Here is a 14,362-nt window from a genome sequence, read left to right on the forward strand (position 1 = left end):
GGCGTAATCGCGAGACCGATAATGATGAGCTGCAGTGTGATCTGACCCATTTCACGTTCAAGGGCGTTGATCGGCTCGACCCCCATGCCGCCAGTTTGGGCTGAATAGAAGAAATAGGGGATTGGCAGAACATAAAGGAGATAGACCACCCAAGTCGGGATTTTGCGGACGAAGGTATTGATGGTGTCGATCATTGCTGGCTCACATTCCGTAGTTGTCGTGCGGAAAAGACCAGTCTCCCATCGCACGACGCGGCGCAGTCGGGGCATGCACAAGTGGTCTGCAAAATAACGATCCTCATGACCTGGTCCGTCGCATTAACCAAAGTCCCGATCCCAAGAGGATCAGCGACGCACCGACGAACGGTAGCAATATGCTGTCACGATAAAGCGCCGTGATCAGGCTGCTTGCGCCAATCGACGTAAGAACGAACGGCAATAGGGCCGTAAAGCAACAGGCCAAACCGATGCCGGCACCCAATCCACCAATGAACACGAAAATTCGTCCCATCAGTAGTTTGTCGTCAGATCCATGCCGTCATAAAGACTGGCGACTTCAGGATAGCCGTTGAACATCAGCGTGTCTTGGCGCGACGAGAACAAGCCGCCACCGATCATGCGTTCGGATGCTTGGCTCCAGCGTGGGTGATCCACTTCGGGGTTCACATTACTATAGAAGCCATACTCGCGGTCACTGATCTTGTTCCATGTGGTTGCGGGCTGTTCATCAGTCAGCGTGATGCGCACGATAGATTTGATCGACTTGAAACCATATTTCCATGGCACGACCAAACGGATCGGTGCGCCGCTTTGGTTTGCGAGCGGGCGATCATAAATGCCGGTCGCCATAATGGTCAGCGGATGCATCGCTTCGTCCAGACGCAGGCCTTCGACATAGGGGAAGTCGATCACGTTGCGGCGCACGCCGGGCATGACATCGGGCAACACGGCCGTTTCGAACGCCACGTGGGTGGCGCCAGATTGCGCACCTGCCTTTTCCAGTAAATCGGCCAGTTCAAACCCATTCCAAGGAATGACCATGGACCATGCTTCGACGCAGCGGAAACGGTACAGGCGTTCCTCCATCGTCATGTCCGCGATGAGATCCGACAGCGTGAAGGTGCCCGGATTGTCGACCAAACCGTCAATTGTAATTTCCCACGGATCGGTGACCATATCACCTGCATTGTCGGAGGGATCAGTTTTGCCGGTGCCGAATTCGTAGAAGTTATTGTAGGTGGTGATTTCTTCCCATGTGTTCGGCACAAGAGCTTCTTGAGCAGCAACGGCCCCGCCCAAAGCACCCGCGCCTGCCATCCCGGCGAGGACCGCACGGCGATTCAGCCAAAGTGGTTCCGGCGTGATATCTGCACGGGTGAATGTGTTGTTCCAGCGGTTGACCATGGGTCTCTCCAATCATTGATTTTGATATGTGTACAGTGGGCACCTTTCCCACGTCACCAAAACAAGTGTCACATCTGCGCGGGGAGACTGTAATGTTTTCGCGCAGCGGCGGGCGTGGAGGGGGCTCTGCCCCAGCCGCTGCGCGACCCCCCGGAATATTTATGAGACAAAGCCAGCGTTAAGAAGGATAGAGCGTTGAAAGCGGGATGCTGGTGGTGTCGGGTTGTACGATCCGGACGTGGTCGCGACGCATCTTTCGGGGCTCTGGCACACCGACAGAATGGGCGATGGTTTCGACTTCTTTGATGATGCCCTTGGCGTAGGCTGCTACCTTCTCCCATTTTTCATCGGGAACGAGGCCCTTTTGAAACCGTGGATCATGGGTCGTGATCCCCGTTGGGCAGGTGTTTTTGTTGCATTTCAGGGCTTGGATACAGCCAAGCGAGAACATGAATCCACGAGCCGAAGTGACGAAATCCGCGCCGGCGCACAGCGCCCAGGCAATGTCGCCGGGGTTCACCAGTTTGCCGGATGCAACAATGCGGATGCGATCCCTGAGGCCGCATTCATTGCGCATTGCCGACACCCGCGGCAAGGCTTCGCGGATTGAGACGCCAACCAGATCAATCAATGGCATGGGCGCAGCACCCGTTCCGCCCTCGCCGCCGTCCAGAGTGATGAAATCGGGGGCACTTTCGATGCCTCTTTCTACTATCGTGTCAAAAAACTCTGCAAAGGCGGATTCCGAGCCCATCACCGTTTTAATCCCTGTGGGGAGACCAGAAACATCGCGCACATGTGCGATGAAGTCGAGCAGGTCATTCCAGTCATTAACTTCGGCATGCCGGTTTGGACTGATACCGTCGCGGCCTTCGGGGATGCCTCTGATCTCGGCAATTTCGGCACTGATCTTGGCGGCCGGTAGGATGCCGCCTTTGCCGGGCTTTGCACCTTGGGCTAGTTTGATTTCAATCATTTTGACTTGGTCGTGTGCAGCCACTTTACGCAATTTGGCATCGTCCAGATTGCCGTCATCGTCTCGGACGCCAAATTTCGCCGTGCCGATCTGAAAGACGATATCGCAATTGCCTTGTAAATGGTAAGGTGACAGTCCGCCTTCGCCAGTGTTCATCCAGATGCCAGCCGATGCACAGCCGCGCGACAAGGCTTGTACGGCAGGTTTGGAAATCGCGCCGTAGGACATGCCTGACAAGTTAAAGATGGATTTTGCCGTAAAGGGTTCCCGCGAACCCGCCCCGATCACCATCGGGTCGGTGCTGGCGAATTGGTTATCGAGCGGCGGAAAGGCCGCGTTCACAAAGATCGGCGTTCCGGGCACATTCAGGTTTCGGGTTGATCCGAACGCAACAGTGCTGCTGCCTTTGTCGGCGGCGTGTTTCACCCATTCGCGTTGCGCGCGGTTAAACGGCAGTTCTTCACGGTCCATCGCAAAGAAATACTGCCGAAAAAATTCGCCCAATGCCGAGAGCAAAGACCGAAACCGCCCGACCACTGGATAGTTGCGCCGGATAGCATCCTGCGTCTGGGTGCGATCAATGATTCCCAGCACAACGATCACCAAAAGTAAAAGTCCGAGCGCGATGATAAGCGCGACTGCGAGACCTTCAAATACCGACATGCTAAAGCTAGAGAACATCCGCGATCATCCCTGATTGTGATAGAAGTTGTGGGTCACAAGACAGCCCACCAACCTTGGCGTCAAGACAGGCACCGACGGCGCTCGTTTCGGCAGCGCACATACGGCTGCATCGACACCTTGGTGACCACCAACATACCAAGGCGGAGTAGGCCCCAAAGCAGCACTATGACAGTTTTTCAACAGTAATTTATTTCAGTCCGGACGCATTCGATCAACCTCTTGTGAATTGAAAACAAGACAAGCGAGGGCTTAGCGCGAGTTGGCTTGCCGTCAAATCACGGTGGCGGAAATCCCCTGTGAACCAAGATTGCGATGCCGCGTAAATGTTAAGATACCAGTTTGGTATTTTGCTTTTTTGGAGGACTATCCAATGCTTCGTCGTACTTTCATGGCCGCTACGGCCACAATCGCCCTGACCGCATCTACCGCATTTGCGGACGGTCATTCTATGGACATCGTGGACACCGCCATTGATGCGGGCACGTTCACAACACTCGTCGCTGCTGTTGCGGCTGCTGGCTTGGTCGACACGCTGAAAAGTGAAGGCCCGTTCACAGTTTTCGCACCAACAGATGAGGCGTTCGCTGCCCTTCCAGAAGGCACCGTCGAGGGCCTGCTGGCTGATCCAGAAGCACTCGCCGCGATCCTGACATACCACGTCGTCGCCGGTAAAGTGATGTCGACAGACCTGTCTGATGGCATGACTGCAACGACTGTAAACGGTGCAGATGTCACAATCATGACCGAAGGCGGTGTGATGGTGAACGGCGCAAACGTTGTTGCTGCAGATATCGAAGCGTCCAACGGTGTTATCCACGTCATCGACACTGTCTTGATGCCACCGATGTAAATCGGCACTCGCTACAACGATTGGCCCCGGCGCATCCCCCAGATGCGCCGGGGCTTTTTTGCGCTAAGGGTGTCAGTAAACGTTCATGACATCTTTGATATAGAGCAATGTAATTGCGGCGAGAATTCCCACAGCAGCGCCAATGCCGAGACGGATCGGCAAGCCGGGAAATTTCGGCGCAGCCGCGCTGAGGCAGCTGCAAACGACGGCATAAAAAAATAGCGTGATCGGGTCCATGCGCCAAGCCTAGCAGATGAACCCGATCCTGTTCGGTATTTTAATGAACGACTGCTTCGTCAGGCTTCGGGCGGTTCGAAACACTGATCCGATCCCCTACCAACAGCCCGTCAGCGCCGGCAGACACCGGCACGGTGTCACCGTCTTTCACGTCCCGCGCGAGCAGCATTTCTGCGAGCGGATCTTGCAATGCACGCTGGATGACACGCTTTAGTGGCCGTGCACCGAACACCGGATCATAGCCTTCGTCTGCCAGCCATTTGCGCGCACCGTCATCCAACGCCAGATTGATTTTGCGCGACGCCAACCGTTTCAAAAGCTGCGACATCTGGATCGTGACAATGCCGTCCATATCGTCACGTGCCAACCGATCAAAGATCACCGTTTCATCGAGACGATTGAGGAACTCTGGCCGGAAGTGTGCCCGCACCGCATCCATGACATTGCGCTTGGCGTCCACCATATCCGATCCTTCGGGCAACTGACTGAGCGCTTGTGACCCGAGGTTGGATGTCAGGATGATCAACGTTTGTTTGAAATCGGCTGTCCGGCCTTGGCCATCCGTCAACACGCCGTCATCCAATACCTGTAACAGCACGTTGAACACGTCTGGATGCGCCTTTTCAACCTCGTCAAACAGGATCACCTGATACGGACGCCGCCGCACAGCTTCGGTCAAAACACCGCCTTCATCGTAACCGACATAACCCGGAGGCGCACCGATAAGACGCGACACCGAATGTTTTTCCATAAACTCCGACATATCGAGCCGCACCATCGCGTTATCATCATCAAACAAAAATTCCGCGACAGCTTTGGTCAATTCAGTCTTACCGACGCCCGTTGACCCGAGGAATAGGAACGAGCCCAAAGGCCGCCCTTCATCGTTCAGGCCAGCCCGCGCACGACGCACTGCATTGGCGACAGACCGTACCGCGGTGTCCTGCCCAATGACGCGCTTATGCAAACCATCTTCCATGCGCAGCAGCTTTTCACGTTCCCCTTCGAGCATTCTGGCAACCGGGATACCCGTCCAGCGCTCAACAACGCTGGCAATCTGTTCAGGGCGCACGGCTTCTTCGACCATAAGATCGTTATCTTCCGCTTCGCCCAACTGCTTTTCAAGCTGCGGGATGACGCCGTATGACAGCTCCCCCGCCTTGGCGAGGTTGCCTTCACGTTTCGCGATATCCAGTTCGGCGCGGGCATGATCAAGGTCTTCCTTCAACCCACGCGCCCCTTCGAGTTTATCGCGTTCCGCCTGCCACTTTGCTGTCATGCTGACGGATTGCTCCTGCACCTTCGACAACTCACCCTCAAGCTTCTTAAGTCGATCTTTTGATGCCTGATCGTCCTCCATGCGCAAGGCTTCGGCTTCGATTTGCAATTGCATGACTTGGCGGTCAAGCTGGTCAAGTTCTTCTGGTTTGCTGTCCACTTCCATGCGCAACCGCGACGCAGCTTCGTCCATAAGGTCGATGGCTTTGTCCGGCAAGAAACGGTCAGTGATGTAACGATGGCTTAGGGTCGCCGCCGCGACCAGCGCGCTGTCAGAAATCCGAACCCCGTGGTGTAATTCATACTTTTCTTTGATGCCACGCAGGATGCTGATTGTGTCTTCAACGGTTGGTTCCTGCACAACAATTGGCTGGAAACGCCGCGCAAGGGCTGCGTCTTTTTCCACATATTTGCGGTATTCATCCAGCGTCGTTGCGCCAATACAATGCAATTCGCCCCGTGCCAAAGCTGGCTTGATCAGGTTTGCGGCGTCCATCGCGCCGTCACCTTTGCCTGCACCGACAAGCGTGTGCATTTCATCGATGAAAAGAATGACCTCACCCGCGGCTTCGGTGACTTCGTTCAGCACGGCCTTGAGGCGTTCTTCGAATTCGCCACGATATTTCGCGCCAGCGATTAAAGCCCCCATGTCGAGGGAGAGCAGCGATTTGTTGCGCAATGATTCCGGCACGTCCCCGTTGACAATGCGCAGTGCCAAACCTTCGGCAATCGCGGTCTTACCCACGCCAGGTTCACCGATCAAAACGGGGTTGTTCTTTGTTCGGCGCGATAAAACCTGCATCGCGCGACGGATTTCTTCGTCACGACCAATGATCGGGTCAATCTTACCTTCACGGGCACGCGCCGTCAGATCCATCGCGTATTTTTTCAACGCGTCATAGCCTTCTTCGGCCGATGCCGTATCAGCCGTGCGGCCTTTGCGAATGTCGTTGATCGCGGAATTGAGCGATTGCGCCGTCACCTTGCCAGCGTCCAATGAATCCTTGGCTTTGGATTTAACCATCGTCAGCGCCATCAGGATACGTTCCACAGGCACAAAGCTGTCGCCAGCTTTCTTGGCGAGCTTTTCAGCCTCGGCCAGTACTTTACCTGTTGTTCCATCCATGAATGTTTGCGCCGCGTCACCCGTCACGGTGGGCATTTTAGCGAGTGCAATATCAACGTTTTGCAAAACCCCTGCGGCATCACCGCCGGACGCGTTAATTAGGTTCGTGGCCAAACCTTGATCATCATCAAGCAAGGCTTTGAGCAAATGTTCAGGGGCAAGCCGTTGATGGCTTTCACGCATTGCGATCGTCTGGGCGGCTTGAATAAAACCGCGCGACCGTTCTGTGAACTTTTCTAGGTTCATGGTCTTCTCCTTTGTATAAGCGCCCCGTTTCGGATGCTGCCCGCTTATGCGGCGCAGACTGTCTAGAGCCTCGATTTTTATATGGGGCGCGGCGCGCGACCGTTCAAGGTCGGTTGATGATTGTGGGCCACAGGCATAGAACGGCGAAAATCAAAGGAGACCGCCATGTCTGATCTTACAACCGCCGATGACCGCCTGATCGTTGCCTTGGATATGCCCGACGCTTTGTCAGGAATGGCGATGGCGGAAAAGATCGGCGATGCGGTGTCGTTCTATAAGATCGGGCTGGGCATGCTGACAGGCGGTGGGTTGGCCTTGGCCAATGAGCTTGCCGACGAACACGGCAAACGCATTTTCCTGGATATGAAGCTGTTTGATATCGGCGCAACGGTTGAGGCTGCGGTGCGCGGCCTGTCGCGGTTCGGGCATGATTTTCTGACCGTGCACGGTGACCCCCATGTGGTGCGCGCTGCGACGGAAGGTAAAGGCGGGTCGGATATGAAAATCCTTGCCGTAACAATCCTGACATCGCTGGACCGCACCGATCTGGATGCATCCTGCATAAAGGCCGGCGATATTACCGATCTGGTACAAGAACGCGCAGGGCTGGCGCTGTCCAATGGTGCTGATGGCGTGATCGCGTCACCACAAGAAGCCGCCTTGATCCGCGCGATGCCCGAAGCCGAGGGCAAGTTGATTGTTACCCCCGGCGTACGCCCGGCCGGGGCCGATCTCGGGGATCAAAAGCGGGTCACGACACCTGCCCAAGCCATTGTAAACGGCGCAGATCACGTGGTTGTCGGGCGCCCGATCTGGCAACATACAGACCCCAAAGCGGCAGCTGAAGCTATTATGGCAGAACTCCGCTCACTATAGGCAAATACTCGAAACGCCTAAAAAAAGGGTGATTGCCACCTTAAAAACAGATTATTGCGTCTAGATGCGGTGTTGGGTGAAAACCTGAGTTTTCTTCCCCTGTAATAAATTCATGCTGATCCCCAAATGTTTTGTAGGCCAAGTATCCAGCCACAATGCTTACCAGAAGGGGTCGTGCGATGATTGAACTGAAAAATATTCGGTACACCGGACGCGGCTTTGAAGCTGCTGTCATTTTGCCAACTCACAACTAGCCACTCAAATTCAAATGTCGCGCCGACGGGCCTGCGTCGCTTGATCCGTTCTGCGTTACGCGTGCCTTGCTCGAGCATGCCGTTCGGCAACGTGGCGCCAAGTTTCCGGAACGTCTGTCACTGCCTCTGTCCGAATTGTCCCTCGGACAGGGACTTTCCTCGTGAACAGATAAGACTGGCCCCGCCTTTAGTGCGGGGCCTTTTTTGAATGACCTTATCAGTCGTTGATATCGCGGTCCCAGATTTTGACTTGCCCGCGACGAACACCAAAAATCTGGCGCAAAATCACATAGGCAATCAACGAAAACAAAGCAAAGATAACCAGCGACCATGCCAGTGACATGCCAGCCCCAATGCCCATCCAGATCATTGCCCCGAGGAAAAGCGCACCAAGCGCAAAGCCAAAGAAGATCCAAGCCGGGATGAGGATTTCAGCAATGGCCAGCACAAGTGCCGCCACCATCCAAACCCACCATTCATTGTACCACGACATTACGCGCGGCCCTTAAGCATCTTGAACGCATCGCCAAACGCCTCGAGCGCGTTAGCAGGTACAAGGATCGTGCTGCTGCCAGCAGATGCGCCCAGCGCATTGAGCGCTTCAACCTGCTTTAGCGCGACTTGATACTGCGCCGCCTCAAGCCCGTTTTCGGCAATAGCCACGGCCACAACTTGCGTGGCATAGGCTTCGGCGTCTGCGGACACGCGGCGCGCTTTTGCGGCTTGTTCGGCGGCATAGAGTTCAGCGTCGGCCTGAAGTTCAACAGACCGCTTTTTGCCCTCAGCCTCGGTCACTTGTGCGCGGCGCGCACGTTCGGCGTTGAGCTGCTGAAGCATCGCAGCGCGGGTCGCAGCATCGAGGTTCACGTCGAGGATTTCAGCCCGCGTCACTTCGATACCCCAATCGTCCACCTGCGCGGCCAACTGGTCTTGGATCGCGAGGATCAGACCCGTGCGGTTCGCCTGCACTTGGTCAAGCTCCATCTTACCGATCTCGGAGCGCACGATACCGGCGACCGTGGTTGAGATCGCACCATCGACGTCGCGTATACGATACACGGTCTTTTCAGGCTCTGTGATGCGGTAGAACACCGACGTTTCGACCTGCACCAACACGTTATCAGACGTGATCGCGTCTTGGCCCATCACCGGCAGTTGGCGTTCAAGGATCGAAATCTTGTGCGCGACGCGGTCGAGGAACGGGATGATAAAGTTGATGCCAGGCCCAAGTACCGCGCGAAGGCGACCAAACCGTTCAACAACAAACTTTTCGGACTGCGGCACGATGCGAACACCGACCAGAATACAAGTAATAATAAACGCAGCCAGCAGGATCAGGACGATATTGCCCCCAATCAGGTTGGTTAAGATGTTTTCAATGTCCATGATGTTCCCTTGCCGCTTTAAATTATGACCGCCTGTTACGGTGTTAGATAGTTTCAGCGCCCGCGTCCTGCAACCAAAGCCTAAGCCGCGCGCGCAAGGCTGGCACCAAATTTGGCAAATTCATCACATCGCGAACGTCCATTAGCGCCCAGCACTGGCCTTCATCACCGAAACGGACACTTCTCTCGATTCCATGTAGCAAATGAACGATAAAGAACCACGCGGTTTCAGTGGGCTTTATCATTGACGGGATCGCCCTGCCCCATGTGATCGCCGCATCAGGCACATCAAGACCGAATTCCTCAAACACCTCTCGGCGCAAACACGCACGCGGCGTTTCGCCCATTTCGCGCCCACCACCGGGAAAGTCCCAGTATCCGGGCCAGACCACACCGCGATCGCGCTGATAGATCAACAACTGCGTCCCGATGAACACTGCAGCCTTTGCGCCGTGAAATCCGGTACCCATAAGCCTACCCTATCAACTTCTTTGGCTGAAAAATACCTATGCACCGCACGGTCAGCTTGCCACCTCTCCCACGCTCGGCGTATTTACACTCTATGCCCGCACTTTGTCGCGCCTGTCTGCACACCTTTGAAATTGGCACCCGCTGCCCCGCGTGCCGATCACCGCGTGTGACGTCGCACGATGAATTGTTCGACCTCACCATTGCGCATATGGATTGCGATGCGTTTTACGCGTCCGTGGAAAAGCGCGACAATCCAGAACTTGACGGAAAACCCGTTATCATCGGTGGCGGGCACCGTGGCGTGGTGTCGACGTGTTGTTACATCGCGCGCATCAAAGGCGTGCGATCCGCGATGCCAATGTTTCAGGCGCTAAAGCTATGTCCCGAAGCCATCATCGTGCGGGGCCGGATGGATCGGTACGTCGAAGTGTCGCGCCAAGTGCGCGCGCTGATGGACGAACTGACGCCAACAGTTGAACCTTTGTCACTGGACGAAGCGTTCATGGACTTGTCGGGCACCGAAAATTTGCATGGCGCACCGCCTGCAGTCATGTTGGCGCGACTGACCAAACGCATAGCCGATGAAATCGGGATCACGGGGTCCATCGGGCTGAGCCATAACAAGTTCCTCGCAAAGGTCGCGTCTGATTTGGACAAGCCGCGCGGGTTTTCGGTGATCGGTGCGGCGGAAACGACGGAATTCCTTCGTCCCAAGCCCGTGAAACTGATTTGGGGCATTGGCCCCGTTGCGCGGGAAAACCTCGACGCTGCGGGCATTCGCACCTTCGATGATCTGCTTCGGTGGGACAGGCGCGACTTGCATGATCGTTTCGGCAGCATGGGCGACAGGCTCTATTCCCTCGCACGGGGCGAAGATGCGCGCAGAATTTCGACGAGCACACCCATGAAGGGGCTGAGCAACGAAACCACATTCAATGAAGATACCAAAGACTCTGATATCCTTGACGGTCACATTTGGCGAATGGCGGAAAAGGTGTCAGCCCGCGCCAAGGCACAAGACAAGGCCGGGCGCGTTGTGACGTTAAAGCTCAAACGAGGCGACCACAAACTTCTGAGCAAACGGCTCAGCCTGCATCAACCAACGCAATTGGCCGACACGATCTATCGCACTGCACGGGGGCTATTTGACCAAGTGGGTGATCAGGGACCCTACCGTCTTTTGGGTGTTGGAATTTCTGAACTGGTGCCTGCGGGTGACGCAGACCGAATAGGCGATCTGCTAGACCCAAATGCCATCAAACGCGCAGAAGCCGAACGTGCAACCGATGCAATCCGTGAAAGATTTGGCAAAGACGCGATTCTCAAGGGGCGTGCGTTGCGCTGATTATTCTGCCGCGACGTGCAAGTCTGCGGGACGTCCAATATCAGCGATTTCACCAATCACACCGTCAAGGGCCGCTTTGAATGCCTTAAAATTGGCATTCGGTTTGATCAGGCTTTCGTTCATGTAGATGGATCTGTCGATTTCGATCTGCACAGCGTGATGCCGCCGTGACGGGCGGCCATAGTGTTGGCAGATGTAGGCCCCCGCGAATGGCATGTTACGCGCAACTTTGAAACCTGCGGACGCAAACGCAGCCTCGATCCGCTCTACCACAGAGGACGCAGCCGCAGCCCCGAATCGATCTCCAAGGACAACGTCAGGACGAGTGGCACCTGGGGGGCCAACATCTTCCAACGCTTCGTGTGGCATGGAATGGCAATCCACAAGGATCGCTTCGCCAAAATCTGCGTGTGCCTTGTCCATCAGGGTTTGCAGGGTGTCATGGTAGGGCCGCCAAACCGAACTGATACGCTCATGTGCTTCTGACAACGTCAATTTTCCACTATAAATCGCGCGACCATTGGACACGACGCGTGGAATCACGCCCAGCCCACTGGCAATACGCGGATTATGTGCAATCCGCCTCACGCCGTCGATGACCGCAGGATCCAGTTCATCAGGACCACGGTTCAGATCCAGGTACGCCCGTGGCGACTGCGCCAAAAGCAATGGCGCGCCATGATCGACGGCTGATTGGAACAAATCATCCACGAACGCATCCTCGGATGAGCGAACTTGCATTTCGTCCAACACGATCTTGCGCAAAAAGGACGCTGGGTAATTGCGCCCAGAATGCGGAGACGCAAAGACCACAGATGTTGTGCGCGCCGATGGGCAGCGCAAAAGATAGGATGGATTGGTCCCAGAATCTGTCATCGTGCCCCTTTCACGCCCGCATTTCTTAAAACAACTGTAGCGCATGTATACGATTTACCAAAAGCCCTTGAACCCTATCACGACTCTTTATATAGACCGCGCAACCGACGCGCGCTTGCGCGTCCTATTTATTTTTAGGACGTCAGTGTGTTAAGGGTATGGATGATTAGCTCAGCGGTAGAGCACTTCGTTGACATCGAAGGGGTCACTGGTTCGATCCCAGTATCGTCCACCATAACTTTGCTCCTTGCGGAGCGGGCATAACTTTGCACCATCCGGTGCGGGCAAGAATTTCACCGCGCTGCTAACGTAGCGCACGACAGTAACAAAGGCGCAATCGCCGCGCCGCGAGACAAAGGACAGAACACATGAAAGTTCGCAACTCCCTCCGTTCGCTCAAGTCGCGCCACCGCGATTGCCGCGTTGTGCGCCGTAAAGGCCGAGTTTATGTTATCAACAAAACTAACCCACGGTTCAAAGCCCGTCAGGGCTAGCTAACCGACCGACCACGTGTTATTTTAAAGGCCGCGCCCAGCAATGGGACGCGGCCTTTTTTTGGCACAACTGATTGAGGTTGTTTGGAACTATTTGCGGCTCCGCTAAGTTGTTTCAGTGACTCGACTGAGCGTTAAAGCTGTTTTTGACCGGCTGTCGACCCCCCCCCACCTCGGAAGCAAGGACAGCAAATGACGGCTTACCTTCATGGTCTTTCGACCGCTCTACCGCCGTTTTGTTTGACCCAAACAGAAGTTCGCGATCGCGCGGCTCTGATTTTTGGCGGCAGGTATCCGCAATTTGATCGACTCGCGAAGACGTTTGACACCGCTGGTATCGACAAGCGTTACAGCGTGGTTCCGATAGACTGGTTTTCAGAAAACCATGGTTGGGTTGATCGAACGCACGCATATTTGGACGGCGCTAAGGCGATGTTCATTTCCGCCGCGCGCGATGCGTTGGCGGATGCGGGGTGGCAAGCACAGGACGTCGATTGCGTCGTCACCGTAACATCAACCGGAATCGCCACACCGACATTAGAAGCCCAAGCGTTCACCTATATGGGGTTTCGCAACGACATTATCCGCGTTCCGGTGTTCGGGCTGGGCTGTGCGGGGGGTGTATCAGGGCTATCTGTCGCGGCAACTCTGGCGCGGGGTCGACCCAGCACCAAGGTTTTATTGGTCGTGGTTGAGGCCTGTTCGCTTTCGTTTCGCGCTGATAGGCTCCAGAAAGCGGATATCATCGCAGCGGTTTTGTTTGGCGACGGGGCGGCGGCTGCATGTCTGTCTAGCGAACCGTCGGGCCGTGAAACGCAGATTTCATTTGGCCACGGTTTCCAAAAAATCTGGCCCAACACCTTGGACATATTGGGTTGGGACGTGGACGAAACTGGTCTTGGCGTGGTGTTCGACCGTTCAATTCCGACGTTCGTGAAGAACGAATTTGCCACAGCGACGCACGCGGCGTTGTTGGCGTCTGATTTATCGGCGTCTCAAATCGAGAGATTTGTGTGTCACCCGGGTGGGGCCAAGGTCGTGGACGCAATCGAAGGCGCGCTGCATCTGAGATCAGGTTCGCTGGACGCGGAACGCGCTGTGCTGCGTGACACTGGAAACATGTCAGCGCCAACAGTAATGTTCGTGATGAAGTCTGTTCTGAATGCGGGCGCTACTGGCCAAATGATGGCCTGTGCGCTTGGGCCGGGGTTCACGGCATCCTACTTACCATTTCACGTCAACACGGAGGTAAATTAATGCAAACTGCCACGTTCCTTTTTCTCGCGTTTATAATTGTTCAGCGGCTGAGTGAGCTGGTCATTGCCAAGATAAACACCAAACGCCTGCTGGCACGGGGCGCCTATGAGGTCGGGGCGCGACATTACCCCGTCATGGTTGCGATGCACAGCATCTGGATCGGCTGTTTGTTGTTTTTCGGGTATAGCGAATCTGTGTCATATGGCTGGCTTGTCGTTTTCGCGGTGTTACAGATGCTGCGCATCTGGATTCTGGGCACGCTAGGCGCGCGTTGGACGACTCGGATTATAATTTTGCGTGAACCCTTGGTCGTGCGGGGACCGTTCCGGTTTCTCAAACATCCCAATTATATCTTGGTTGTGGCCGAGATCATCGTCGCACCTTTGGTTCTGGATCTTGTCTGGGTCGCTGTGGTTTTCACGTTGTTAAATGCCGCAATGCTCTGGGTGCGAATCGGTGTTGAAGGTCATGCACTTGCACCCTTACGCGACCCGCCATGATTGTAGATCGGGGGTAAGGTTACCCTGACCTTACGCCGCCATACCAAACTCCCCTCTAGCGCCAGCGCGTTTGCCCGCTTAAGATTCGCAAAGTGTTAACAGAG

At 55.3% G+C, this 14,362-nt stretch carries 16 protein-coding genes and 1 tRNA gene (1 of these 17 only partly in view); 7 read left to right on the forward strand and 10 right to left on the reverse strand.

Annotated elements, in window-relative coordinates; genetic code table 11:
• The 4 genes from msrQ to OA238_RS22205 form a co-directional block, all read right to left on the reverse strand.
• Window positions 1-194 carry the beginning of a protein-methionine-sulfoxide reductase heme-binding subunit MsrQ gene (msrQ, locus tag OA238_RS22190; RefSeq protein WP_015496935.1) on the reverse strand. 424 nt of this gene lie to the left of the window's left edge, so the window shows 194 of its 618 coding nt (coding positions 1-194); it begins with the start codon at window positions 192-194; the stop codon falls past the left edge of the window.
• Between the two features lie 103 nt (window positions 195-297).
• Complete coding sequence (locus OA238_RS22195) at window positions 298-510, reverse strand: hypothetical protein (protein WP_044037396.1); 213 nt, start codon at window positions 508-510, stop codon at window positions 298-300.
• Window positions 510-1,403: a protein-methionine-sulfoxide reductase catalytic subunit MsrP gene (gene msrP / locus OA238_RS22200; RefSeq protein ID WP_015496936.1), complete on the reverse strand. Its 894-nt coding sequence runs from the start codon at window positions 1,401-1,403 to the stop codon at window positions 510-512. Before msrP ends, OA238_RS22195 begins: the two co-directional genes overlap by 1 nt.
• A gap of 178 nt (window positions 1,404-1,581) precedes the next feature.
• Entirely contained in the window at window positions 1,582-3,060 is a 1,479-nt protein-coding gene (locus OA238_RS22205) for an FMN-binding glutamate synthase family protein (RefSeq protein ID WP_015496937.1), read from the reverse strand.
• Window positions 3,061-3,433: 373 nt separating this feature from the next.
• Here OA238_RS22205 and OA238_RS22210 point away from each other — a divergent pair, with 373 nt between their 5' ends.
• Window positions 3,434-3,913 (forward strand): fasciclin domain-containing protein, encoded by a 480-nt coding sequence (locus OA238_RS22210; RefSeq protein ID WP_015496938.1) that lies wholly within the window; start codon window positions 3,434-3,436, stop codon window positions 3,911-3,913.
• A 72-nt stretch (window positions 3,914-3,985) separates the two neighbouring features.
• Here the strand turns inward: OA238_RS22210 and OA238_RS33080 are convergent, their stop codons facing one another.
• Together OA238_RS33080 and clpB are read right to left on the reverse strand one after the other, a co-directional pair.
• Window positions 3,986-4,150, reverse strand: coding sequence for a hypothetical protein (locus tag OA238_RS33080; protein WP_187293096.1), 165 nt, complete (start codon window positions 4,148-4,150; stop codon window positions 3,986-3,988).
• A 40-nt stretch (window positions 4,151-4,190) separates the two neighbouring features.
• Window positions 4,191-6,800, reverse strand: coding sequence for an ATP-dependent chaperone ClpB (gene clpB / locus OA238_RS22215; RefSeq protein WP_015496939.1), 2,610 nt, complete (start codon window positions 6,798-6,800; stop codon window positions 4,191-4,193).
• A 165-nt stretch (window positions 6,801-6,965) separates the two neighbouring features.
• Between clpB and pyrF the strand changes: the two genes are divergently transcribed.
• Window positions 6,966-7,676: an orotidine-5'-phosphate decarboxylase gene (gene pyrF, locus OA238_RS22220; protein WP_015496940.1), complete on the forward strand. Its 711-nt coding sequence runs from the start codon at window positions 6,966-6,968 to the stop codon at window positions 7,674-7,676.
• A 471-nt stretch (window positions 7,677-8,147) separates the two neighbouring features.
• Here the strand turns inward: pyrF and OA238_RS22225 are convergent, their stop codons facing one another.
• The 3 genes from OA238_RS22225 to OA238_RS22235 are packed head-to-tail and all read right to left on the reverse strand — an operon-like array spanning window position 8,148 to window position 9,785.
• A complete protein-coding gene (locus OA238_RS22225; RefSeq protein WP_015496941.1) occupies window positions 8,148-8,423 on the reverse strand; it encodes an NfeD family protein in 276 nt (91 codons plus the stop codon).
• Window positions 8,423-9,316, reverse strand: coding sequence for an SPFH domain-containing protein (locus OA238_RS22230; RefSeq protein WP_015496942.1), 894 nt, complete (start codon window positions 9,314-9,316; stop codon window positions 8,423-8,425). Before OA238_RS22230 ends, OA238_RS22225 begins: the two co-directional genes overlap by 1 nt.
• A gap of 43 nt (window positions 9,317-9,359) precedes the next feature.
• The gene (locus OA238_RS22235; RefSeq protein WP_015496943.1) at window positions 9,360-9,785 is read right to left on the reverse strand and encodes an NUDIX domain-containing protein; all 426 of its coding nucleotides are present in this window, start codon (window positions 9,783-9,785) and stop codon (window positions 9,360-9,362) included.
• A 92-nt stretch (window positions 9,786-9,877) separates the two neighbouring features.
• Here OA238_RS22235 and OA238_RS22240 point away from each other — a divergent pair, with 92 nt between their 5' ends.
• On the forward strand, window positions 9,878-11,131 hold the full coding sequence (locus OA238_RS22240; RefSeq protein WP_044037398.1) for a DNA polymerase IV: 1,254 nt from the start codon (window positions 9,878-9,880) through the stop codon (window positions 11,129-11,131).
• Here the strand turns inward: OA238_RS22240 and OA238_RS22245 are convergent, their stop codons facing one another.
• A complete protein-coding gene (locus OA238_RS22245) occupies window positions 11,132-12,007 on the reverse strand; it encodes an N-formylglutamate amidohydrolase (RefSeq protein WP_015496945.1) in 876 nt (291 codons plus the stop codon). It abuts the gene before it with no gap.
• Window positions 12,008-12,167: 160 nt separating this feature from the next.
• Between OA238_RS22245 and OA238_RS22250 the strand changes: the two genes are divergently transcribed.
• From OA238_RS22250 to OA238_RS22265, 4 genes are all read left to right on the forward strand, one after another.
• Window positions 12,168-12,242, forward strand: a tRNA-Val gene (locus OA238_RS22250).
• 133 nt (window positions 12,243-12,375) lie between these two features.
• Complete coding sequence (gene ykgO, locus OA238_RS22255) at window positions 12,376-12,501, forward strand: type B 50S ribosomal protein L36 (RefSeq protein WP_015496946.1); 126 nt, start codon at window positions 12,376-12,378, stop codon at window positions 12,499-12,501.
• Between the two features lie 192 nt (window positions 12,502-12,693).
• On the forward strand, window positions 12,694-13,758 hold the full coding sequence (locus OA238_RS22260) for a type III polyketide synthase (RefSeq protein WP_015496947.1): 1,065 nt from the start codon (window positions 12,694-12,696) through the stop codon (window positions 13,756-13,758).
• Window positions 13,758-14,258 carry an isoprenylcysteine carboxyl methyltransferase family protein gene (locus OA238_RS22265; protein ID WP_015496948.1) on the forward strand — a complete coding sequence of 167 codons (501 nt, stop codon included), beginning with the start codon at window positions 13,758-13,760 and terminating at the stop codon, window positions 14,256-14,258. Before OA238_RS22260 ends, OA238_RS22265 begins: the two co-directional genes overlap by 1 nt.
• The last annotated feature ends 104 nt before the right edge of the window (window positions 14,259-14,362 follow it).

The organism is Octadecabacter arcticus 238, from assembly GCF_000155735.2.
GTDB lineage: Bacteria > Pseudomonadota > Alphaproteobacteria > Rhodobacterales > Rhodobacteraceae > Octadecabacter > Octadecabacter arcticus.

What these genes read in the sequence shown, in the direction of transcription:
- OA238_RS22195 (WP_044037396.1), bottom strand. Translation starts at nt 510, where the DNA reads ATGGGACGAATTTTCGTGTTCATTGGTGGATTGGGTGCCGGCATCGGT.
- msrP (WP_015496936.1), bottom strand. Translation starts at nt 1,403, where the DNA reads ATGGTCAACCGCTGGAACAACACATTCACCCGTGCAGATATCACGCCG.
- OA238_RS22205 (WP_015496937.1), bottom strand. Translation starts at nt 3,060, where the DNA reads ATGTTCTCTAGCTTTAGCATGTCGGTATTTGAAGGTCTCGCAGTCGCG.
- OA238_RS22210 (WP_015496938.1), top strand. Translation starts at nt 3,434, where the DNA reads ATGCTTCGTCGTACTTTCATGGCCGCTACGGCCACAATCGCCCTGACC.
- OA238_RS33080 (WP_187293096.1), bottom strand. Translation starts at nt 4,150, where the DNA reads ATGGACCCGATCACGCTATTTTTTTATGCCGTCGTTTGCAGCTGCCTC.
- clpB (WP_015496939.1), bottom strand. Translation starts at nt 6,800, where the DNA reads ATGAACCTAGAAAAGTTCACAGAACGGTCGCGCGGTTTTATTCAAGCC.
- pyrF (WP_015496940.1), top strand. Translation starts at nt 6,966, where the DNA reads ATGTCTGATCTTACAACCGCCGATGACCGCCTGATCGTTGCCTTGGAT.
- OA238_RS22225 (WP_015496941.1), bottom strand. Translation starts at nt 8,423, where the DNA reads ATGTCGTGGTACAATGAATGGTGGGTTTGGATGGTGGCGGCACTTGTG.
- OA238_RS22230 (WP_015496942.1), bottom strand. Translation starts at nt 9,316, where the DNA reads ATGGACATTGAAAACATCTTAACCAACCTGATTGGGGGCAATATCGTC.
- OA238_RS22235 (WP_015496943.1), bottom strand. Translation starts at nt 9,785, where the DNA reads ATGGGTACCGGATTTCACGGCGCAAAGGCTGCAGTGTTCATCGGGACG.
- OA238_RS22240 (WP_044037398.1), top strand. Translation starts at nt 9,878, where the DNA reads ATGCCCGCACTTTGTCGCGCCTGTCTGCACACCTTTGAAATTGGCACC.
- OA238_RS22245 (WP_015496945.1), bottom strand. Translation starts at nt 12,007, where the DNA reads ATGACAGATTCTGGGACCAATCCATCCTATCTTTTGCGCTGCCCATCG.
- ykgO (WP_015496946.1), top strand. Translation starts at nt 12,376, where the DNA reads ATGAAAGTTCGCAACTCCCTCCGTTCGCTCAAGTCGCGCCACCGCGAT.
- OA238_RS22260 (WP_015496947.1), top strand. Translation starts at nt 12,694, where the DNA reads ATGACGGCTTACCTTCATGGTCTTTCGACCGCTCTACCGCCGTTTTGT.
- OA238_RS22265 (WP_015496948.1), top strand. Translation starts at nt 13,758, where the DNA reads ATGCAAACTGCCACGTTCCTTTTTCTCGCGTTTATAATTGTTCAGCGG.